The 23409-nt window shown below is 37.8% G+C and carries 22 protein-coding genes and 1 tRNA gene; 7 read left to right on the forward strand and 16 right to left on the reverse strand.

Going from position 1 to position 23409, the window contains the following annotated elements:
* Positions 1-17 precede the first annotated feature (17 nt).
* From F908_RS03270 to F908_RS03295, 6 genes are all read right to left on the reverse strand, one after another.
* On the reverse strand, positions 18-284 hold the full coding sequence (locus F908_RS03270; RefSeq protein ID WP_005157510.1) for a hypothetical protein: 267 nt from the start codon (positions 282-284) through the stop codon (positions 18-20).
* Between the two features lie 168 nt (positions 285-452).
* The gene (locus F908_RS03275; RefSeq protein ID WP_005157513.1) at positions 453-683 is read right to left on the reverse strand and encodes a helix-turn-helix transcriptional regulator; all 231 of its coding nucleotides are present in this window, start codon (positions 681-683) and stop codon (positions 453-455) included.
* A 186-nt stretch (positions 684-869) separates the two neighbouring features.
* Positions 870-1622 carry a hypothetical protein gene (locus tag F908_RS03280; RefSeq protein WP_005157519.1) on the reverse strand — a complete coding sequence of 251 codons (753 nt, stop codon included), beginning with the start codon at positions 1620-1622 and terminating at the stop codon, positions 870-872.
* Positions 1623-1713: 91 nt separating this feature from the next.
* Positions 1714-2571: a YagK/YfjJ domain-containing protein gene (locus F908_RS03285; RefSeq protein ID WP_005157522.1), complete on the reverse strand. Its 858-nt coding sequence runs from the start codon at positions 2569-2571 to the stop codon at positions 1714-1716.
* 289 nt (positions 2572-2860) lie between these two features.
* The gene (locus tag F908_RS03290) at positions 2861-5404 is read right to left on the reverse strand and encodes a hypothetical protein (protein WP_005157525.1); all 2544 of its coding nucleotides are present in this window, start codon (positions 5402-5404) and stop codon (positions 2861-2863) included.
* 268 nt (positions 5405-5672) lie between these two features.
* Entirely contained in the window at positions 5673-7022 is a 1350-nt protein-coding gene (locus F908_RS03295) for a tyrosine-type recombinase/integrase (RefSeq protein WP_005157527.1), read from the reverse strand.
* Positions 7023-7247: 225 nt separating this feature from the next.
* Between F908_RS03295 and mutS the strand changes: the two genes are divergently transcribed.
* The 4 genes from mutS (at position 7248) to F908_RS03315 (ending at position 12182) form a co-directional block, all read left to right on the forward strand.
* Entirely contained in the window at positions 7248-9920 is a 2673-nt protein-coding gene (gene mutS, locus F908_RS03300; RefSeq protein ID WP_005157529.1) for a DNA mismatch repair protein MutS, read from the forward strand.
* A gap of 275 nt (positions 9921-10195) precedes the next feature.
* Positions 10196-10525 carry a ferredoxin FdxA gene (fdxA, locus tag F908_RS03305; protein WP_004663008.1) on the forward strand — a complete coding sequence of 110 codons (330 nt, stop codon included), beginning with the start codon at positions 10196-10198 and terminating at the stop codon, positions 10523-10525.
* 136 nt (positions 10526-10661) lie between these two features.
* Positions 10662-11375 (forward strand): D-Ala-D-Ala carboxypeptidase family metallohydrolase, encoded by a 714-nt coding sequence (locus F908_RS03310; RefSeq protein ID WP_005157531.1) that lies wholly within the window; start codon positions 10662-10664, stop codon positions 11373-11375.
* 138 nt (positions 11376-11513) lie between these two features.
* Positions 11514-12182, forward strand: a complete 669-nt coding sequence (locus F908_RS03315) for an O-methyltransferase (protein ID WP_005157533.1) — start codon at positions 11514-11516, stop codon at positions 12180-12182.
* Between the two features lie 387 nt (positions 12183-12569).
* Here F908_RS03315 and F908_RS03320 read toward each other — a convergent pair whose 3' ends face one another.
* The 9 genes from F908_RS03320 to F908_RS03360 all read right to left on the reverse strand — a co-directional run bounded on the left by F908_RS03320 (position 12570) and on the right by F908_RS03360 (position 19202).
* Positions 12570-13412 (reverse strand): universal stress protein, encoded by an 843-nt coding sequence (locus F908_RS03320; RefSeq protein WP_005157534.1) that lies wholly within the window; start codon positions 13410-13412, stop codon positions 12570-12572.
* 115 nt (positions 13413-13527) lie between these two features.
* Positions 13528-14145, reverse strand: a complete 618-nt coding sequence (locus F908_RS03325) for an acyltransferase (protein ID WP_005157536.1) — start codon at positions 14143-14145, stop codon at positions 13528-13530.
* Complete coding sequence (locus F908_RS03330) at positions 14135-14737, reverse strand: IMPACT family protein (protein WP_034602625.1); 603 nt, start codon at positions 14735-14737, stop codon at positions 14135-14137. The genes F908_RS03325 and F908_RS03330 overlap by 11 nt, the downstream gene beginning before the upstream one ends.
* 520 nt (positions 14738-15257) lie before the next feature.
* Entirely contained in the window at positions 15258-16004 is a 747-nt protein-coding gene (gene lptB / locus F908_RS03335) for an LPS export ABC transporter ATP-binding protein (RefSeq protein WP_004663024.1), read from the reverse strand.
* The gene (lptA, locus tag F908_RS03340) at positions 16004-16552 is read right to left on the reverse strand and encodes a lipopolysaccharide transport periplasmic protein LptA (protein ID WP_005157541.1); all 549 of its coding nucleotides are present in this window, start codon (positions 16550-16552) and stop codon (positions 16004-16006) included. The genes lptB and lptA overlap by 1 nt, the downstream gene beginning before the upstream one ends.
* Complete coding sequence (gene lptC / locus F908_RS03345) at positions 16536-17084, reverse strand: LPS export ABC transporter periplasmic protein LptC (RefSeq protein WP_005157542.1); 549 nt, start codon at positions 17082-17084, stop codon at positions 16536-16538. Before lptC ends, lptA begins: the two co-directional genes overlap by 17 nt.
* Before the next feature lie 39 nt (positions 17085-17123).
* On the reverse strand, positions 17124-17663 hold the full coding sequence (locus tag F908_RS03350) for a KdsC family phosphatase (RefSeq protein WP_005157544.1): 540 nt from the start codon (positions 17661-17663) through the stop codon (positions 17124-17126).
* A gap of 3 nt (positions 17664-17666) precedes the next feature.
* Positions 17667-18644 (reverse strand): KpsF/GutQ family sugar-phosphate isomerase, encoded by a 978-nt coding sequence (locus F908_RS03355; RefSeq protein ID WP_005157546.1) that lies wholly within the window; start codon positions 18642-18644, stop codon positions 17667-17669.
* Positions 18645-18839: 195 nt separating this feature from the next.
* Positions 18840-19202 (reverse strand): DUF6896 domain-containing protein, encoded by a 363-nt coding sequence (locus F908_RS03360; protein ID WP_228127618.1) that lies wholly within the window; start codon positions 19200-19202, stop codon positions 18840-18842.
* Between the two features lie 156 nt (positions 19203-19358).
* Here F908_RS03360 and cysS point away from each other — a divergent pair, with 156 nt between their 5' ends.
* The 3 genes from cysS (at position 19359) to F908_RS03375 (ending at position 21618) form a co-directional block, all read left to right on the forward strand.
* Entirely contained in the window at positions 19359-20780 is a 1422-nt protein-coding gene (cysS, locus tag F908_RS03365) for a cysteine--tRNA ligase (RefSeq protein ID WP_005157553.1), read from the forward strand.
* Positions 20781-20842: 62 nt separating this feature from the next.
* Positions 20843-20918: transfer RNA gene (locus F908_RS03370), tRNA-Gly, on the forward strand.
* Between the two features lie 226 nt (positions 20919-21144).
* Entirely contained in the window at positions 21145-21618 is a 474-nt protein-coding gene (locus tag F908_RS03375; RefSeq protein ID WP_005157556.1) for a copper resistance protein NlpE, read from the forward strand.
* A gap of 94 nt (positions 21619-21712) precedes the next feature.
* Here F908_RS03375 and F908_RS03380 read toward each other — a convergent pair whose 3' ends face one another.
* On the reverse strand, positions 21713-23317 hold the full coding sequence (locus tag F908_RS03380) for an isocitrate lyase (RefSeq protein WP_005157558.1): 1605 nt from the start codon (positions 23315-23317) through the stop codon (positions 21713-21715).
* Between the last annotated feature and the right edge of the window lie 92 nt (positions 23318-23409).

Raw genomic sequence — 23409 nt, forward strand, 5'->3', positions numbered from 1 at the left:
ATGATTTCCTCCCATCCTTAGTTGAAATTGCACTGGCAATTGTTGCAATGAAAATAAGCCGTAGGCTGCTGTGATTGGGATGGTTGAACCAAACTATCAATCAAGCCACCGACCACTGCACCTGCAAGCCCACCAAGTAATGGTGAAAATGGTGTAGGCAAACTTTTGGCAAGGCTCGCACCAATCCCTGCACCTGCCATCGAAGAAAAACTGTTATTGCCAGTAGGCTGTGCGGTTGCACGGCTAACATTGGCTGAATAGCAATATGGACATGTAATATTCATAAGATAGACCTCATTAAATGAAAAAAGGCTTACCGATGGGCAAGCCTGTGTTTTTGAATGTAAGGGATAAAAGAAACATTCAATCTTCATGTTAATGATATATATCTGTGATTTTTTGGGATCATGCCAGTTCGTTGCGATTCAACCATGTAGCCGTATCAGGGTGGATCAGTGTGCCTCTGATCGTTGGGCGATTTTAGATTCAAGCCAATCATAAATTTCCTGAGATACCCAGCCAACCCGATTCTGGGTTAAATGAATTGGTTTGGGAAAATTGGCATCGTAATAGTTCGATTTCGGATTGATCATTTCATAGATGGTTGAACGACTTAATGCAGTAATCTCAATCACTGCTTTGATGTTCAGGATACGATATTGGTATTCAACGAGATTGGTCATGTGGGTACTCCCAGTAATGTAGTTGAGAGGGGTCTTCCTCAATACAAATCGGCATACCGTATTTTTTTACTGCACCCCATGAGATGAATTGACCCAACATCCCCACATGACTCAAGCCAAAAAATGAATATATGAAATAAACATTCATGTTTATAGTGTGTAGATTCAATTTTTTGGGATCAACATTTATCCAAAGCAACGCATCCCTTTAATCCTTGCACGTAAATACTGATCTTCAACATCGTGGTTTGATAGCGTGTGAATAATATTCAAGAGGTTTTCTTCCTCGATTAACTCATAATTCTTATCCGTACGATCTGTAGCATAATTATCAAGCTCTATGTCAGATGACCCAACATAGATGAAAATATAACGACAAATCAAACCTTCTTCTCGGTCTTGCTCAATCACCCACGAATAATCCAGTAGATCTTCGCAACAGGTATCACGTTTCAAGATTCGACTACGAAATTCTGTCAGGGTTTGATGAAACTGATAAACACCCTGAGCCTCATGGTTCAGTTTATTAAAGTTTCCATGTATCACTTGAAACTCACAATCACTATCCAGTAGGTCTTCAATGTGATTTTTGATGGCGGTGTAGTTACGCTTACGTTGTCGTTTATGCCTTAGAATGAAATGATCCTGCTCATCCATGAGTCCATCACAGAAATTCTGAAAAGCCGTTCTGGATTGTAATGGTGATCTACGTGGGTTTATTGTTCTACCCGAATCTGATGCGTGACTCATCGACATCAAATCAAAATAGCCTTGTAACAGTGGTGAATATTCAAGTTCAGGATCATAAATAGTGGTCGCTGCTTCTCGGTTTCTTTGCAGTTCAACAATCGCATCTCGCCAATAGTATCGGTTTAAACAAATATTCAGCATTAAATCTTCGATCTGAAAGAGGGTTTCATTACAATTGATGTGGTTCATGTATGTCTCCTATGGGTTAGAACCATAAGAGACACGACTCTGTAATAAACTGCCCAAAGGCATGATCAATCAATGATCAAAATATTAAGTCTTATTCTTTCCATCTAGTCTGTCCAGTTTGAAATACATTCATTCTACGACTGAGTTTCACCCTTAAATACTGGTCAGGCTTATGGCGAGTCAAGTAATGAATGGTGTGATAGGCATTGGTAACTGCTGTTTTATTACGCCGTTCCACCAAACCTAAACCCCATGTCCCTTCATCCTCGTAATAGCGTTTATGCTCTTTTTGATTGCAGTTATAGAATAGACCGTTACCCTGAGTGATCTTATCCTGCCATAGCTCACCGATAGATTGTCCCAGATAAGCATCACGGCAACGCTCAGAACCGTTGTAGATCACCAGTAAATGACAATGATAGCCTTTGCTCTTGCCACCCTGTTCCAGTCGATAGGCATAGCCAACTTGATCTTTAAATATCGTATCCTTGTTTTGGATACGACTAAGTAACTTCCTGATGTTGTTGCCAAACTGTTGGATACAGGGACTACGCTCAAAGCGATAGGATAAATCGACCCTGACCAATAATAATTTACGATGACGGTCAACAAGGCTGGCAAAATAATCATCCAAACGGTTGTGATAGTCATCACTTTGATTTGCCAAATCTTCTATAAAATATTGCTGCTGGTATTTGAGATGACGTTGAAAGGATCGAAATGCTTGATCATCCTCAAATATATCTTGATCTTCCCAATCAATCCGTTCAGGCATTAAATCAAAATAGGCTTGAATCAAGGGACTGTATTCAAGCTCTTCATCATAGATAGCCCTTGCATCGTCCAGCCACTGATCATAATCAGGTGCAAAGTCTTCCCAGTGATAGTCTCGTCTACACACTGATGACATGAATTTTTCAATATCAAGTAGGGTCTTTGCTTGGTTCATTTGGATACTCCTATGGTAAATTTCATAGGAGTGCTGGTTCTGTATTTTTATAATTTAGATCAATTGATTGATTATTCTTCTAATGACAATCCATCATCATCTTGGATATGATGATGGTATACATAGATTTAAGTGATTAATAAATATTATAATTAAATAATAATCCTAGCAAAAATCTTGCATGAACATGACCATCAAAAGACTTAAAATCAATTTTCTCTACTTCTATAGCAAACAGCTAAAATCATACCGATTGGCATGATTTTATAGGTAAAAATGGAAGCTAAAGTTATAATTTTTTCATTACCGATTTTTTTGCTTTCGGCTTGTTGGTTGTAGTTGTTTTCTTGATCAACCATTTTGGTAATTGTTGATAAATCTCATCATCCAACAAATCCTGATAAACTATATAACTGGCAAGATAATTCACGATATTTCTGGCTAATATTTTTTGGGTGGTTTCCACCAACAACTGATGACATTGGAGTTCTGGCAATGTCTGAGCTATCTGTAATTTATCCACTCTGCCTTGTATTCTGATCTCAGGATCACATTCCCTTTCTATTTTCTGACAAGCTGAACGCCAGTTACGCTCCAGTTGAGCAAATAAATCAGGATATTCCAGCAATGCCTGTGATTTAAACATCAGTACCACATTCGCTGCATAATCGGTAATCTGGTTTTGGCTTGTCCTCTTGCGTCCCTCCCAATAACCAAGATACGCTGCCATATCAGAGATCGGTTTTCTTTTTTTATTGTCCTGCAACATGGTAGAAAATATTTTAGAAAAATAAGCATAATCCATTACTTTATTAACATCACAATAAAATAAACAACGTATGATTACCACATCAGTTTTCATAGCATATTTTAACATTCCCTGAACTTTCTCTAGCCGACTTTTATGACGCTGAATATGAATCAATTTATGAGGCGTATCTGCCGTATGCTCTAGATTGCCTACATAATGTTGTATAGCTGCTTGTACAAGTGAAGTAGAATTTTGAGAATGGTGGGTTGGTGTCATTGTCCTTTGTGTGGAAGATGGCTCAACGATTTGAGCGTAAAGTCTAATCCGCTTTTTTTCACCTAGAATTTTTTGTGATTTCGGACGAGGCTCAGCTTTGAAGAATAAAGGCTGATTAAGTCTAAACTGAAATAGAAGCTCATCTAATTTCTTCTGAATACGGCTTCCTCGAAGATCAGCAGCTAAAATACGTTCAAGTACAGCAGCATCCCCTTGATCACTTAATTGTCTTGTGTAGATATGAAAAAAATATTTCAATGTATGCGAAATCATCTTACCGTCAAGTTGGTGTTGCATTACATCCAATTGATACTGATTCCTGAAAATCACAACAAATTGTAACAGTTGTCGGCTAATACGATTTTCTACACCTCGATTCAATGTATCACGCACACTTGATGCAAAAGAATAAAAGGCATTAGGCGCACTTTCCATCAATGTCATCATGAAAATTTCAATATACATCGCCAAATCAAGATATTTTTGCATTTTCCATACAGCAAAATTTTCCTGATAAATAACGGCAATTCTTGCAATATATTCTCTTGCATGATTAGACAAGTGCATCATGTCCCAAATATACTTTGAACGCTGTCCCGTAGAAAAAAACAAAAGATGAGGAACATGCTCTTGAATCTGATTGGCATGGAAATAGGTTAATTCAGGTTCAATGAGGAAAGTGCCTGCTTTTATGTCAATAGCACGAAGCTTGTTACGAACAGCATAAAAAGTAAGCTCTGTTGCATATTCCAAAGGCTCTGTCCTTGCTCTAAATTTACCCAACCTTTCAAATTGATATAAAAACTCAAGCACCGTCTGCTCAACAAATTCCCAACTTTCTTCTACGCCATCAACCAATAAAAAATCTCTTTTTTGGGGTTCAGGTATAAGATTTTTACTCAAAACAGGATTTAGATTCTGAACATGAATCTTCACTGAAAGTTGAAAAGTTTGAGTAACGTATTCCTTAAGTAGCTTATTGATCGTTCCAATAAAGACAGTCTCATCCAGATAGAATACTGACTGGATAAAAAACACCGCATAATACGCAAGCGTTTCCTTGGTTTCCAAAAATGATTTATAAAATATTCTGATAATATTTTGATCACCACCAAGAACATTCAGTAAATTGGCTTTACCAGCAATCATCTCGTCAAATTGTGAGGATTGTTGATCATTTTTTCTAATGATAATTTTAGTTGCCACAATAGACAGCATCCCTGCCTTTTTTAATTGTGAAGAAATATCTGCTTTTATATCTAAAGCCTTTAGTTCAAGCGCATCATCTTGATATGCACTCCACAACTGAGTTATTGCATCTTGCTCTTGATCAGAGGGTGATTGTTCACTTTGCTTTTTATAGCGGTAGTCAAGATATGCCTTTACAAACATCTCAGCATGATCTTCCTCATTCAATGTCCAAATCCCAGAGGATTTATCCACTAAAACAATATCACCATATTCTGTTTTAACTGTTCCTTTGTATTGGAAAGACTCCACAAACTCCAGAAACTGCCCTAGTTCAGAAAATGTCTTACGGTTTATATCTTTCACATGTGGTCTAGGAAAAATTTTTACTTTCTTCAGCGCAGTAATCAGGCGTTTAACTTGTACCTTATTGGTATCACTCACAACCCAGCCTTGCTCCAGATCATAGCCTTTTAAAAGTTTAGGGATCACTTCCCCTACCAGTTGATAAACATGCAAAGCATTTACAATTTCTAAAGATTGTCCATTTTCAGCATCAATAATTTGAATATGATCATATAACAATTCAAGAATTTTATAGAAATTATCTTTTTTCATATCATTTCAACTTTTTATAAAAAATAAAGTGGATAAGTCTTTGTTTTTATATTAATGATATAAAATTAAAACACAAGTTTAGAACCATAAAATCTTCTAAAAAATTCAAATAAAAACTAATAAAAACATTCAAAAAAATTTGCTTTATTAATTTAACTTAAAGCTATAAATTTCAAATTTATTCTTTCAAATTAGTGTAATTTATTCAAATTTAAGATATAAAAAATCCGCCAATTAAGACGGATTTATCTCATCAATTTTTTATTACTTAAATTAGCTTCTCCATATGATCCGCCCACTTCTGCAACCATTCCGCACATTCGGCTTCATAATTATGCAGATTATAAGTTCCCTCAATTCCTTTTTTGGAATGTCCCAAAACTGCTTCTGCAATATCTTTAGGACATCCTAATCTGGATAAACCCGTTCTCACTGTTCGACGTAAATCATGTGGATTCCAATCATCCATATTTTCTAACCAAAGTTGCTCAGGACGATATTTGGTTTGAACTTTCTCTGGATTCTTTAATTGCCATTTCATTTCACTTAAAGACTTTTGCTGAATAGGAAGCCCTGTTCGACTCGAAGCGAATAAATATTTCTGATCAGGTTTGTAGAATGTGTATAATAAATTAACGCATTGAGTTGATAATTGAACATAACGCTCAGTGCTATTTTTTGAAGCTTTTAGATGCCATATACCTTGATCCAAATCAAAATCCCGCCATTCAGCATCACACAATTCTCCAGTACGGCAACCTGTCCATAGCGTTAAATAAAGGATATGTTTTTGATGGGTTGTAAATCCTGATGTTGGCAGCCAAGCCAATACACGTTTTAATTCCTGATCATTTAAAACTCGTGTGCCCTTTTTACAGGTTACTTTTAGCCTTGACTGCTTAATACTCATCTTGGCTAATAACGCAGGATTAGCAAAATTGGCTGGAAACCGCTCTAGTCCAATAGCGTATTCATACGCTAACGTCAATTCGGACAATACCCGTCCAGCCTGTACATTAGAACCACGATCAATAATCTCTTTGGTTAAAGCCACCACATCTTTTCGAGTTACTTCCAAAGCAATACGATTACCCAAAACCCGTACTGCATCGCCATACAAGGTTCGTCGTGTTTCAGATTGACCTTTGGGCTTTCTTACCCCCAAGACCTTCTTCCTTTCCCTTGTTCGAGGGTCAGTAATCCAGTGATCTTCAATCACCTCAGTCAAATACATCTCTATCATTTGCTGTACAGTAAGTTGAGACATATCTTTTTTTGCAAGCTCTTGTTCAATCTGTTGCTGGAGCTTTTCCTGCTCTTTTTTATGTTTGGGACAAATCCCCTGATTCCTTTCAGCTTTTAAACGAATGAGCTCTATTCTTGCTTCCGCCAATGTAACTTGAGGGAAATTTCCGATCTTATATTGTTTGATCGAATCATCCACAGGACTACGATAACGATAGAAAAAGGTCTTCGTTCCCGTTTTGCCGCAATGCACCCGCAGCCCCACATATTCCCCAATATCAGATTTATCAGGATCACCCACTTTCATCTTCTCAATGGCTTTTGCTGAAAGTGCTTTTTTTATTGTCGTTTGTTGATTTATCGAGCCGACCATTTTAAACCTCACAAGAAGATTGAATTATTTGTTATCCTTTCAAACTGTCCATTTTCCAATTATTGATCAGGAATGATGGCTAGTTTAAACTAAAACAACCTACACTAAAACCTACACTAATGTTTTGGCTTAGGCTGTATTTGCTTAGATTTTCTCCTACACCTTCGGATATTCTGTTTATGTTAAACACTATTAAATACATTGAAAATAAAGGACTTAATACGCATGAACAGCGCTGAAATCATGGCTGACTTATCTTCTCACACACCTATGATGCAGCAATATCTCAAAGTCAAAACAGAGTATCAACATGCATTGCTGTTCTATCGTATGGGTGACTTTTATGAGCTATTCTTTGAAGATGCGCATTTAGCAGCCAAACTACTCGGCATTACACTGACTCATCGCGGTAAAGCGAGTGGGCAACCGATTCCAATGGCTGGAGTGCCTTATCATTCAGCCGAAGGCTACCTTGCCCGCTTAGTTAAATCTGGTCGCACAGTTGCAATTTGTGAGCAAGTTGGTGAAGGCGAGAACGCAGGTTCTCGCAGTAAAGCACCTATGGAACGTAAAGTAGTTCGTATTCTAACACCAGGTACTTTGACTGATGATGCATTACTTAGCAGTTATCAGTCTTCAAATCTGGTTGCTTTATGTATTCAACAAAATCAAATTGGGTTTGCATTACTTGATTTGAGTGCGGGTATTTTTAAAGTTCAACAACAAAACTATAAGCCAGAACAATTGGCAATTGAGCTAGCTCGTTTAATGCCTAGCGAGATTCTCATTGATGAAGATCTGATCGATCAAAATATTATTGAACAAATTAAAAAGAATTTAGACTGCCCAATTACTAAACGTCCAAATGTTGATTTTAATTTAAATAATGCACAAAAGACCTTATGTGACCAGTTCTCAGTTTCAACTTTATCAGGCTTTGGTCTAGATCCACTCCCTTTGGCAAAAGCCGCAGCCGCAGCATTAATTCATTATGCCAAAGAAACACAAAAAACGGCTTTACCACATATTCGTTCTATTCAAATTGAGCAAAGCACTGACTTTATTGCACTTGATCCAATTACACGGCGTAATTTAGAAATTATTGATCCGTTATTTGAACATGGCACATCTTTATTCCAACTGATTAATGACTGCCAAACCGCAATGGGTGGCCGTTTACTCAGTCGAACGCTTATGCAACCGATTCGTGATACTGCCATATTAGATGCTCGCTTAGATGCCTCAGAGCAATTATTAAAAGGCTACCATGAATCTCCTGTACGTTTAGTGCTCAAAGAAATTGGTGATATCGAACGTGTATTGAGTCGTGTTGCTTTGGGCAGTGCACGTCCACGCGATTTAGTTCAACTGCGTCAAGCATGTGCACAAATTCCATTTTTACGGCATGCTTTAGCACCTGTGCTAAAAAACCAACAATCTCAATTATTAAATCAGTTGGATAATCAATTAGGTGATTTCAAAAATCTACATCAACATTTAATGGCGGCAATTGTTGAGAATCCACCTGTGCTGTTGCGTGATGGCAATGTCATTGCCGAGGGTTATGATGATGAACTGGATGAATTACGTAAAATTCGCGATCATGCAGGGCAATTTTTAATTGATTTAGAAATTAAAGAACGCCAACGTACTGGAATCAATACACTTAAAATTGGTTATAATCGTGTCAGTGGTTATTATATTGAGTTGACACGCGTTCAGGCCGAGCAAGCACCAGCCGATTATATACGTCGTCAAACACTCAAAAATGCGGAACGTTATATCACGCCTGAACTAAAAAGCTTTGAAGATAAAGTCCTTTCAAGTGAATCACGCGCGCTTGCCCGTGAAAAGCTTTTGTTTGAATCCTTATTAGATGAGCTTCGCCAAAATATTGCTCAACTACAAATGATGAGCGCAGCAATTGCGCATATTGATGTACTGGCAAATTTTGCACATCAAGCCAGATTAAATAATTGGACAAGACCTGAATTTACGGCTGAAACCAGCATCAAAATTCAAGCTGGTCGTCATCCTGTGGTTGAAGCTTTAAATAAAGCACCCTTTACACCGAATGATACGACTCTAGACCCACAACACCGTATGGCGATTATCACTGGTCCAAATATGGGCGGTAAATCGACATTTATGCGTCAGACTGCATTAATCAGTTTACTTGCTTACTGTGGTAGTTTCGTTCCTGCAAAATCGGCAAAACTAGGTTCAATTGATCGTATCTTTACCCGTATCGGTTCTGCGGATGATTTGTCGACAGGTAAATCTACTTTTATGGTGGAAATGACTGAAACCTCACAGATTTTACATCATGCTACAAGTCAATCTTTGGTTTTGATGGATGAAGTTGGTCGTGGTACGAGTACTTATGATGGCCTCTCTTTAGCTTGGGCATGTGTACTTGATTTGACGAAGCGTGTGAAATGTCTATGTCTGTTTGCAACACACTACTTTGAGTTAACCGAACTGGGTGGTGAAGTCGGTATTGATAATTATCATGTGACAGCACAAGAACTGAATGGTAATTTAATTTTATTGCACAAAGTACAACACGGTCCTGCAAGCCAAAGCCACGGCTTACAAGTTGCAAAACTGGCAGGTATTCCAGCAAGTGTAATTAAAGAAGCACAGAAACGTTTGAAAATTCTGGAAAAGCAACAGCATCAACATTTGCAAAATACAGTTCAAAATGATTTATTCAGTTCACTTGAGCATGAAATTGAAACTCAAGTTGTTGAGAAAATTGTTGAAGTGGAAGCTCAATCCCCTGCGCTTGAATTGTTAGATAAAATTGATGTGGATGATCTAACACCACGTCAAGCACTTGAACAGCTTTATCAGCTCAAAGCCTTATTCAAATCTAGCCAAGCACTCGAAAATTAAGATTAAATCATCAGCTTTGGCCCTAGGTCAGAGCTGACTTCTCTAGTTGTAAGATCGGAATTATATTTGTGCGCTCATTTTGCATCATGTAATGCAAGGAGAAATTTGACAATTCATTAAGTTATTGAGACTTATTATCAATAAAAGTCATATAAATAAGCCCATTTCATTGATACGAATAATAAATATCAATAAAAGGAATTGTTTCTATCGGTATTTTTTGCCTAAAATACGCTATGCAAAATGAAAACCATATTTTTTAGGTAGCTGCCGCCATGACCTTTGTTGTCACCGAAAACTGTATTAAATGTAAATATCAAGACTGTGTTGAAGTTTGCCCTGTAGATTGCTTCTATGAAGGTCCAAACTTCCTTGTCATCAATCCAGATGAATGTATTGACTGTGCATTGTGTGAACCTGAATGTCCAGCAAATGCGATTTTCTCTGAAGATGAGCTACCTGAAGGTCAAGAAGCGTTTATTGAGCTGAATGCTGAACTCTCTGAAAAATGGGCAGGTAATAACATCACTCAAATTGGTGAACAACCCGCCGATCGTGAAGAATGGAATGGCAAGCCAAATAAATTGCAATATTTAGAAAAATAATCATAGAAAAGACCAGTATTAACTGGTCTTTTTTTATACTCGAATCACACATTTCTTTGCAATTGCACCATTATTTGTGCGTTATTTTGCATTAAAATAATTCATCTATCACTTATAGATTGTGAACTGCTTTTTTATGATGCGAAATAAATTACAGGGTCTCTTATCATTTTGTATCATCCCTGTGATGATGGTCGGTTGTGTCAGTTCAGCCACTAAAGTGAATCAAAATCAAGATAAAAGAATTTACATTCCTCAAGAACAAGTTACTTTTACTCACCCAATTCCAAATAAAGTTGAACCAAACTCTTATCGCCAATGGCTCAATCAAGGTGAAAGTTACGCGCGCGTCCGCGAATACGAGCAGTTTTTAACACGCAACAATGTGGCGCATATTATTCCAAGTTTTGAATTATTACGTACCGCTAGAGATTGGCAAAAATGTGGTCGCTCAGAATATATGGTACCAAATCGTGAGCTATGGAATAATTCACTTTCAACCTTACGGGTCTTTAAATATTTAATCGCTGCTAAGATTTTAACTGATTTCGAAGTCACTTCTGTTTACCGCGATCTACCTTTAAATCAATGTGCAGGTGGTGCGGGTTCTTCTAAGCATTTGTTCAATTCAGCAATCGACTTCCGTATCGGGCCTGAGGTTCCACAACCGCAAGACTATGCATATATTGAACAGACCAAATTTAAACTATGCCAATTTTGGATCCAGCATGGGCAGAGTTTAAATCTTGGAATAGGCTTGTACAGCTCTGGCCAAATTCATATCGATACGCAAGGTTATCGAACTTGGGGGCCTGACCTCACCCGAAATAGTTCAATGTGTAACTTCTAATAAACGATAATTTAAATCGATAAGAGATCTAAACGGTCTCTTTTTTATTTCAATGGTAGTGATTAATTCAGTAATCAAATTGCACTCTAAGCATAAATGTTTAAAATGCAGCTAACAGATTCATAGGTAAACTTGATTATGCAACAGATGTGGACCGACATTGATGACTATATCAATTCACATTTAATTCCCACAGACCCAAGACTTCAACATGCATTAGACAACACCGATACTCAGGGGTTTTCTAATCATTTGGCTGTTGCGCCTAATCAAGGCATGTTTTTGCAAATGTTGATTCAGATGAACCAATGCAAACGGGTACTGGAACTGGGAACTTTTGGTGCCTACAGTACTATTTGGCTGGCAAAAGCATTACCTGAAGATGGCTATCTACTCACGGTAGAAGGTCGAGATACTCACGTCATTATTGCTCAGGAAAATATCGATTTTGCCAAGATGCCAACCAATATCGAGCTCAAGAAAGGTCGTGGTGCAGATATTATGAAGCAACTCATTGCTGAAGGCAGTGAACCCTTTGATCTAATTTTTATTGATGCCGATAAACAAAGTTATCGTGAATACTTTGAATTAAGCTTAAAGCTTTCTCACTCAGGTACGATTATTGTACTTGATAACGTCATTCGTGCAGGTGCTATCTTAGATGAGAATAATAAGAAGCCTAGTATTGAAGGCATTCGTGAAGCATTCTCAGCATTAAAAGATCATCCTCAACTGCTCTCTTGCACTGCTCTACAAACAGTAGGATCTAAAGGGCATGATGGTTTTGCAATTGCAATCGTAAAATAGAGATCAAAAAACAATCTAAAAAAATTATTTATTCAATATCAATAGATTATATTTATCTACAATGCTTTTCCATATAGTTATCCACAGTAATTGCGGATAACTAGTAGAGGGTCTATTAACACTTCACAGATGCTTGCGACAGCGAGCATTTTTTAGGCGGAACAAGACATGTATTGTGAAATTTAGTCATTCTAAATGAACAAGACATAACACAGTAATGACAAAAAATGCTCCTGTCCCATAGGGTTATGGCTAAAATATCCACAAACTTCGTTATGAAACTTGATAAGGGTCTCGCCATTGCCTGCGTTTCATGCCTTGTTTGAGTCATTTTAGCCTATAACGCAAGCATGGCTGAAGTGTAATAAACCCTCTTATAAAAATGAATTACTTAGCCACAAGCAAAGGTACATTGGCATTACGGAAAATGGTGGTGGTAATGCTACCCAAAAAGAATTGATGGATTTTACTGTGGCTGAAAGCACCTAAAACAATGAGTTGAATATCATGTTCTCGTTGATATTCAAGAATATTTTGGGCAACATCTCCGTATCGATAAATGGGTATAACATCTAAACCCGCATCTTTTAAATATTTTTCTGGCTCTGCCAGCATTTCTGGATGATCACCGACATAAAGCAAATGACATTGTAACTTTTTCAATAAATCACTTTGTGCTATACGTTGCAGCATTTTTTGACAGGTCGGTGAATACTCATAAGCGAAAATAAAACGTTTCGGTGGTTCAAAATGCTCTCCCACTGTAATCACTGTACAGTTTGCACCACGAATAAAGTTTTCCACGTTACTGCCAATTGGCTTATTCTTCTCGGCCGCCCGTTCACCCACACGCCCGATAATGACAACATCATTCTCTTTTAAAATATTAAAGCTCTGTTCAAGAAAATCGCCTTTTTCCTGAATCTTGGTACTGGTTAAACCGTATTGTTTCTCTATAAATTCTGAAATATGGTTGAGTAAATTATTACTATAATCGAGTGCAAGCTCGCTTTGCTTTTGCTCAAGTTCGGCTAACTCTTTGAGTAACATCGCATTACTTTCAAAACCAATGACACCGCTGATTTCACCTAAATGATAGCTTGCTGGATAATAGTCCAGAATTTGCAACAATACTAATTCTCTTTGCGTTTGCTTCGCCACCCATGCGGCTGCTTCAGCAACAGCATCAATACAGGGTGAAGAATCAATACATGCAATGACACGGTTCATGTTCGCCTCTCTTTAAGTTTAACACCTTAGGTCTTCTACTTGTTTTTAACTTATCACAGATCAAAGTATGGTGGGTTAAATTTATGTATAGAATCTCATGAGCTTTTAATTGATTTTATTCAGTACGATAACGAATCAATCTAGCTGGATTACCTGCCACAATTGCAAAATCTTCTATATTTTTAGTAACCATACTATTCATCCCCACAACCGCATGATGTCCAATTTTCACGCCATCTTTTATACCAACATGAGCCCCTAACCATACATCTCGCCCAATCTCAATTCCTTTGGAGGTAACAGCTTGCTGGTATATTGGTCGGTCTAAATCCATGCCATGATCAAACGCATATAAATGACTATAAGCAGCTATTCGAACCTGATCATGCAGCTTAATGCCTGCACGTCCACCATCTAAAATACAGTGGTGATTGATCGCGACTTCACTACCAATCTGCAACGGCCCATGCAAGGTACAATCTGCCGCAATAAAAGTATTATCTCCAATCGTGATCTTGCGCCCACGCTCAGCAAAAATATGTGCTAAAGGGGAAATAAAACAATTTTTGCCAATCTCTATTGTTTCCATTTCCATCAAATAAGCTTGATATTCAGCTTGCCATGCTTCGGCCCATTCTCGATGTTTAGGCTTAAGTGACCAGTACAACCAAGGCATATAATTCAAACGATGCTTATGTTGTTCTCGATACTTTAATAAAGGATCAGTTGTCATCTTCTTGTTCCTCTATCACCTTAAGCGATTCACGTCCACGTGTCACATCTTGGAGCTTATGCCTTAAAGGCTCAATTTGATGTACTTGTAATCGTGCTTCAATAAGAACACCTGTTTCAGTGTAACTTTCTTGATATTCAATCTGTTGTTGGATCAATTCATATTGGATAATTGCCCATTCATTAAATAAACAGGCAAATTGAATCTGTTTTTTCTCAATCAATTCAATTTTTTCAGCGAGTAATAAACACTGACCTGCACATCCACCATACGCTCTGACCAAACCACCTGTACCGAGCTTAACACCACCATACCAACGATTGACCAATACAATGATATTGGTTAAATCATTACCTTCAATGGTGGCAAGAATGGGGCGACCTGCGGTGCCAGAAGGTTCGCCATCGTCATTAAAGCGTACATGGTGTCCAATTTTCCATGCCCAGCATTGATGTGTAGTTGAAGTATCTTTGGTGTGTTCTAGAAAATTTTTAACTTGCTGCTCATTCTCAACAACTGCGGCAATCGCTTGGAAACGACTTTTTTTAATGTCTTCTTCAAAAGTAACTGTATTCGCGATAGTGAAAGGCATAAAACATAAATACAAACCAAAAAGAGAGTATAACTTTTCACAAGACAATAAAAAACCTCACTTTAAGCGAGGTTTTTTTAAAGTATGGTACTGTTCACGGAGTGTCTCAGCATGCGTAATCGGTACCGATAAAAGTACTATAGAAAATAGCCACTTAATATCTCCATATATTTTCCATGTTCTACTATTGACGACTATATATCTGTCTTTATGCTCATATTCTTTTCATATTATTATCGTTTAAAAGCACAATCATTCTACTCACTTTTTCCAACAAAAAACTATGCTCTTTCAGCTAATTCGGACACACTTAAGTGTTTGTTTTTTTGTAAAATAGTTTCGTAATAATGCGCAAACAACAGCATAAAATAAAAGTAAAAATTAATTAAAAATCAATCATCTAAAAATTAAAACCTTTTAGTTTTAAATGCATTAATCACGTATCTATTTATTATTCATAATAATTTTAGATAAAAAAAGAACCAATAAATGGTTCTCTCATCTCTTGATTGAATTTGATTCAAACAACAAAGTCATCACCTAGATACACTTTACGTACTTGCTCATTATCTAAAATTTCTTGCGGAGTTCCTTCTGCTATCACAGAACCTTCACTGACAATATAAGCTTTTTCACAAATTGCTAAGGTTTCTCTTACATTATGATCAGTGATTAAAACACCAATTCCTCGACTTTTCAATGTCTGGATAATATCTTTAATATCACCTACAGAAATTGGATCGACGCCTGCAAATGGTTCATCTAATAGCATAAATTTGGGATCAGCGGCCAACGCACGAGCAATTTCAGCACGGCGACGTTCACCACCAGATACACTCATTCCTAACGAGTCTTTAATATGATTAATTTTAAAATCATTCAATAATTCAGTTAAACGTTGCTGTCTTTGCTGTTTATTTAGATCTTTACGCGTTTCCAAAATTGCCATGATATTTTCGGAAATTGTGAGCTTTCTAAAAATTGATGCTTCTTGTGGTAAGTATCCAATACCTTTACGTGCCCGCTCATGCATCGCTAGATCAGATAAATCTAAATTATCTAAATGGATTTCACCCTTATCCATCCGAACAAGTCCGACAACCATATAGAAACTTGTGGTTTTACCTGCACCATTTGGTCCAAGTAAACCAACAATTTGACCGCTTTGCATCGTAAATGAAACGTCTTTTACCACCCACCGTTTACTATAGTTTTTAGCTAGGTGTTTAATACATAAAGTTTGTGATTGCTGTACTGATTGATCCATTAATCACGCGCCCCTGGAGAACTTTTAGAACTTGATGGCGGAATAATAATTTGAACTCGATTTGATGAAGAACCTTGTGCCTCTACATCACCTTTGTTCATACTATATTTCAGACTGTTACCACGAATACTAGAGCCATCTTGATATAGATACGCCTTACCAGTTAAAGTAATAATTCCTGTATCGGCATTATAAACAATGGTCTGCGCTTCACCACGCGCTAAACCTTTTTTAGCATCTATTTGCTGCTGAAATTTTGCCAACTGACCTTTAGCTGTAATCGTTTGTATTTCTTTTTTGCTATTCAATGTCGCAATAATAGAATCAGCCTGAAGCTTCATCGTGCCTTGCTCGATCACTACGTTACCCGTATAGGTTGTTACACCCGTTTTATCATTATAGGTTGCACGATCAGCAACCAATGATAACTGTTGGCTACGGTCTGATGGCAAAGCAAAACTTGAAGCCGAAGAAAATACTACAGCGGCAATACAAGTGACCTGTTTTAGGAAAGTGAAACGAAATTTAGAATTAAAAGCTTGGCGCATACTTTCCTCGAATTTTGTAGAATTCATATTGACCATTATTCAAATTTGCCTTTAGACCTTGACTAACAAACTCAGAACTTGGCGTTTGTACAGTGACTGAGTGTTGTGTCTCTAATTCTCTGGTTTTTGGATATCCTGTGAGTTCATTAGTATGAAACTCCATTTTCCCCTGATCAGACAATTTAGTTGCAACGACATTGCCTTGTAATATGATCTTTGTATTATCGTCATAGGCTTGTGCTTGTTTTGCATAAAACGTTGCATCAGCCTTACCCTGCTTGTACATCACGGCATTTAATTGATCAAGTTGGGATGTTTTCTGCTGCATATTTTGCTGCAACTGTTTCACCTCAGCCCGAACGTATAAATTACCCTGCTCATCAGTCTGTGTTAAGTGAACACCCTGCGCTGAATAAGTCATATTTTTCGCTGAATCAACATCCAACTTTTTTGCTTTGCCGCTGTAATAATAATAGCCACCACTTAAAGCAGCAATCAAAACAGCGACAACATATAAAACCTTGGTATCCATAAACAGAGTTACCTGACCTTTGGGTAATTCACGCTACTATTAATGTGGTACAGCTAAATATTTTGCAAGTAGCTCTTGGTAAACGCCTTTTGAACATAAGAGCATATCGCATACTTCTCGAACTGCGCCACGTCCACCCATCGCTTGAGTGACTAAATTTGCACGACGACGAACTTCCTCATGACCATTGGGAACAGTAATACTCATGCCAGCAATCGCAAATGCAGATAAATCAGGCCAGTCATCGCCCATATATAAACAATCTTCAGGTAAAATATTTAACTGAGCACATGCTTCACGTAATGCCACACCTTTATCTTCTCGCCCTTGAAAAATAAGATCAACACCTAAATCTGTCATTCTTTTTTCAACAATATTGCTCTTACGTCCAGTGATAATAATCACTTTCATTCCTGCTTGTTGAACCAATTTCATACCTAACCCATCACGAATATCAAATGATTTAAGTTCATCACCTGAGTTTGTTAGGGTTACAAAGCCATCGCTTAAGATTCCATCCACATCAAGCACTAATGCTTGTAAATGACGTGCTTGTTCTTGTAAAGCATAAGATGCCATGGCTTAATTTACTCCTGCCTGAATAAGGTCATGCATACTAATCACACCAATCACTTTATTGGTATAATCAACAACTACAAATTGATTAATCTTTCTCTCATGCATTTTTTCCAATGCTTCCACCGCACGGGCTTCTTGAGAAATAGTGAGTGGATTTTTGGTCATAACTTCAGCAACTGGGAGGTTTACATCAAAACCTTGCTGCTGATCAATCATTCGGCGTAAATCACCATCAGTAAAAATACCTAATAAAATATCGTTCTCATCAACAACCGTGGTAAGACCCAAACGTTTATCTGAGATTTCATATAACACCTTGTTCATCGGTGTATCAGGTTTAACTTTGGGTAATTCAGTCCCTGTATGCATCAAATGTTTTACATGCAAAAGTAAGCGTTTACCTAATGCTCCCGCAGGATGGGAACGAGCAAAATCATCTGCGGTAAAACCACGCGCTTCCAACAATGCGACGGCTAATGCATCGCCTAAAACAAGTGTTGCAGTCGTACTAGATGTTGGTGCTAAACCTAGAGGACAAGCCTCATCCGCCTCACCTAATGTCAGTGCAACATCCGCATTCTGTGGCATTGGTCCTTTATCATCACGACTGATAGTAATTAATGGTACACCTAGATGTTTGATTAACGGCATGAGCATCATGATTTCATCACTTTTGCCTGAATTTGAAATCGCGATTAATACATCACCTCGAACCAACATACCCAAATCACCATGCCCCGCTTCACCTGGGTGCATAAAAAATGATGGTGTCCCAGTTGATGCAAGTGTCGCTGCCATTTTTCGACCGATATGACCTGATTTGCCCATACCCGTCACAACAACACGCCCTTTACACTGCAAAAGAATTTCACAGGCACGATCAAAACTTTCATTAATTTGTGTTGCAAGAACTTCTAAGGCTTGTTGCTCAATTCGCAGGGTCTCTAATGCGCTTTTTTGAAAATTTATGGCTTGTGACATATGAGTTTGACCCAGAATAATACGCTATCCACCTGAAGGTGGATGATTTTAATCAAAAGAATGATACTGATTCTAGCATAATTGAAAAATATGCACGTTTCTAAATGTAGTAGTTTTCATCAAAAATGAAGAGAGATTGAACTTATGTTAATTGCTAGAATCTACTAAGTAATAAAGTATATACCCTGAATAGACTCAACGACCTGCTTTCACTTCATCTTCAAAACATTGCTTTAAAGCAGCTTCGCTAGAAAATCCATATTTAAATAATCTTGAACCAGCAAAATCAAGCAATCTCCATAAATCAAAACCATTGATCTGCCCCTGCTCTCCAAAATAAAAATCTACGGCACCTCTAGGTAATTTAAGCTTACAGCCAAAACCATGTTTAAAATATGGAATACCTCCTATCAATTTACCAAGTTGAGGGATATCCATACATGCCCATTCAATATTTGTAATAGGTTGCTTTATACCAAATCCTTGCATAAGAGCTAGAACCTCACATACTGCACTTTGATGAGCAAGAATGAGACATCTGAGATTGCTATTCATCATAAACTCGAGAGTAAAAAATCATAATATGCGATATTGCTAAAAAATAGGCATTTATAAAGTCAATCACTCCTCCATTTTTTTCACCTGATAACTTTATGAAATACAATGCATACGTTATGATGAATCACGATTTTTGTAGAGTGTTTGAAAACCCTTATGCAACCTTTTGTTCTATATAATTCTGAGCAACGTAAAAAAGTTGAATTTGTCCCACGTCAAGAAGGTCAAATCGACATGTATGTCTGTGGTATGACTGTTTATGATTACTGTCATATTGGGCACGCTCGAGTTATGGTTGCATTTGATTACATCATCCGCTTCTTACGCAGCCAAGGCTGGAAAGTTCGCTATATTCGTAACATCACGGATATTGATGACAAAATTATTGCGCGTGCCAATGAAAATGGCGAAAGCATTCAACAACTCACGGCTCGTTTTATTGATGCAATGAATGAAGATGCAGCTAATTTAGGCTGTGCAGCACCAGACGAGGCACCAAAAGCAACTGAATATATTGATCAAATGCAAAATATGATCAATACACTGGTTGATAAAGGTGCTGCCTACCCCGCTGCCAATGGTGATGTGTATTTTGAAGTGACTAAATTTGATAAATATGGTCGCTTATCAGGTCGTAAATTGGACGACATGCAAGCAGGAGCATCAGAACGTGTCGATGTCGAAGTAGACAAGAAACATCCATTCGACTTTGTACTTTGGAAACATGCCAAAGAAAATGAACCTGCATGGGCTTCACCATGGGGCAATGGCCGTCCAGGTTGGCATATCGAATGCTCTGCAATGTCGACTTGCTGCTTAGGCAATCATTTCGATATTCATGGTGGTGGCTCAGATCTCATGTTCCCTCACCATGAAAATGAAATCGCACAAAGTGAAGCATCAACAGGTGAGCAATATGTAAATTATTGGATGCATGTTGGTTTTATCAATGTTGATGGCGAAAAAATGTCTAAATCTTTAGGCAACTTCTTTACCATTCGCGATGTCATGGAAAAATTCCATCCCGAAGTGATTCGTTACTTTATTGTCTCATCTCATTATCGTAGCCCTGTCAATTTCTCTGATGTTGCATTAAAAGAAGCAAAGACCACACTCAGTCGTTTTTATCATTCATTTAAAGCTTATCAGCAAGTTTATGGTCAAAAAACAGTTGAAACTTTAGCGCAAGATCTTGTTGAACGCTTCAACAGTGCAATGCGTGATGATTTCAATACTGCGGAAGCAATCGCAGTACTATTTGAAATCAATAAAGAATTAAATCGTGCAGTTAAAGAAGAACATGCTGAACAAGCAACTGTTCTTTATTCAACGCTACGTTATCTGACGAACATTCTTGGTCTAGTGCAATATGATGTTGAAGATTTTTTAAAGTCTGATATTGGTCAAGAAGCGCTTAATCTCTCTGATGTAGAAATTGAAGATTTTATTCAACAACGTGTTGATGCAAAAAAAGCTAAAGATTTTGCAAAAGCCGATAGCATTCGTCAGTCTTTACTCGATCAAGGTGTCGTTTTAGAAGATACTCGCCAAGGCACAATTTGGCGACGTGCTGATTAATTCAACACTCAGCAACATAGAGAGTTGACAGTTGGATGAAACTCTCTATAATGCGTCCTATTGCGGGAATAGCTCAGTTGGTAGAGCATAACCTTGCCAAGGTTGGGGTCGCGAGTTCGAGTCTCGTTTCCCGCTCCAAAATTTAAAAAGCCTTTATCTAACGATAAAGGCTTTTTTATATTTAAAATTTACTTTTTTCTAAAATTTTAATACTTTGCAATAAGTAGGTTAAATAATAAATTTAAATTCTGCCATTTATAGATTTACCAAAGGTTAAATAACCCTTACATACTGTCACTACCCTTTCTTCTTAAAATCCCATAGTTTAAATAACAATATTTTTTAAAAAAGAGCTTAATACCAAATGAAAAAGTCAATTATTGCAATTTCTCTAGCTTCTCTTGTATTAGTCGCTTGTAGTAAAACTGAAAATAAAAAAGTTGAAGAGCAAACACCAGCTACAACTGAAGCTGTATCAGAAGCAACTGTAGCTGATACTGCACATACTGCTGAAAATGCATTAGATTGGAATGGCACATATAAAGGCATACTCCCTTGTGCAGATTGTGAAGGTATTAAAACCGAATTAGAACTTAATTCAGATAAAACTTATGAGATTAAAGAAACGTATCTTGGTAAGGGGGATGGCAAACCATTTGAAAGCAAGGGTAGTTTCCAATTTGATAGCAAAAATTCATCTATTATTGAATTAGATAAAGCTGGTGATAGCCGTAAATATTTTGTTGCTGAGGGTTATTTAAAAGCATTAGATATGGATGGTAAAGAAATTACGGGTGATTTGGCTGATAAATATCAACTCAAAAAAGAAGCTGAATAATCTTTTTAAATTTTAAATGCTCGCTGTTGCGAGCATTTTTATGATTAAAATAAAAAACCCTGCTTAAGCAGGGTTTTTTTGAATCAATCGAGGCTTAGTGAGCAGCGAATTGGTTCATTGTGTTTTTAGCATCATCGTGCGCTTTAAGAGCGTTGTCACCAGAGAAGATTTCTTTGTGATCATCACCGATGTCAGAACCAGCCATTGCTTGGTGTTTAACACAAGCGATACCGCCACGGATTTCTTTACGTTGTACGCCAGCAACATAAGCCAACATACCTTCAGAACCGAAGTAACCTTGTGCAAGCTCATGAGTAGAAAGAGCAGCAGTATGGTAAGTCGGAAGTGTGATCAAGTGATGGAATACACCCGCTTCACGAGAAGCATCTGCTTGGAATGTACGTACTTTTTCATCAGCATCAGCAGCCAATTCAGTAGCATCGTACTCAGCGCTCATTAATTTAGCACGGTCGTAAGCAGAAACGTCTTTACCTTCAGCAACCCAACGGTCGTAAGCTTGTTGACGGAAGTTTAACGTCCAGTTGAATGATGGGCTGTTGTTATAAACAAGCTTAGCATTTGGAACTGTTTCACGTACACGGTTAACCATGTGAGCGATTTCAGCAACGTTAGGCGTCGCTGTTTCGATCCAAAGAAGGTCAGCACCGTTCTGTAAGCTAGTTACACAGTCAAGTACAACGCGGTCAATTTGAGTGCCTTCACGGAACTGGTATAGACCAGAAGCAAGACGTTTAGGACGGTGAAGTTTACCATTACGTTTGATCAGGATTTCGTCTTCCTGAGCTTCAGAGATATCAATTTCAGTTGTATCTAAGTAGCTGATGTATTGAGAAGCGATGTCGCCTGGCTCTTTAACCACTGGGATTTTTTGAGTCAAGTCAGCGCCTTCAGAGTCAGTACGTGCAACGATGATACCGTCGTCAAGACCCATTTCTAAGAATGCATAACGTAAAGCGTGAATCTTAGCGATGAAGTCTTCGTGTGGAACAGTTACTTTACCTGCTTGGTGACCACATTGTTTTGCATCAGATACTTGGTTTTCGATTTGAAGCGCACAAGCACCAGCTTCGATCATTTTCTTAGCAAGTAAGTAAGTCGCTTCTTCGTTACCGAAACCAGCGTCGATGTCAGCAATAATTGGCACAACGTGAGTTTGGAAACCATCGATTTGAGCAGTGATTTCAGCAGCTTTAGCAGTGTCACCAGCCTCTTGAGCTTTTTTAAGAGCACGGAATAAATCGTTTAATTCTTTCGCGTCAGCTTGACGTAAGAAAGTATAGATTTCTTCGATTAATGCAGGAACAGAAGTTTTTTCGTGCATAGATTGGTCAGGAAGTGGACCAAATTCTGAACGAAGTGCAGCAACCATCCAACCAGAAAGGTAGATATAGCGACGTTCAGTAGTACCGAAGTATTTTTTGTTCGCAATCATTTTTTGTTGAGCGATGAAACCGTGCCAGCAACCTAATGATTGAGTATATTTGCTAGAGTCAGCATCATAAGCAGCCATATCACGACGCATAATCGCAGCTGTATATTTAGCAATATCTAAACCAGTTTTGAAACGGTTTTGCATTTGCATACGAGCAGCATCTTCTGGGCTAATATCGCGCCAAGTGTCGCCGAATTTTGCTTTTAATTCGCGGATTGCATCAATCGCTGTTAAATATGTAGACATGATATATTCCTTTAGAGGGATTGGCATCGAATGATCGCAAAAAACCATGCTTTTATAGTCTAGATTTTAAGCACTTCATCAACATATTGCAC

The organism is Acinetobacter sp. NIPH 284 (assembly GCF_000369425.1).
Lineage (GTDB): Bacteria > Pseudomonadota > Gammaproteobacteria > Pseudomonadales > Moraxellaceae > Acinetobacter.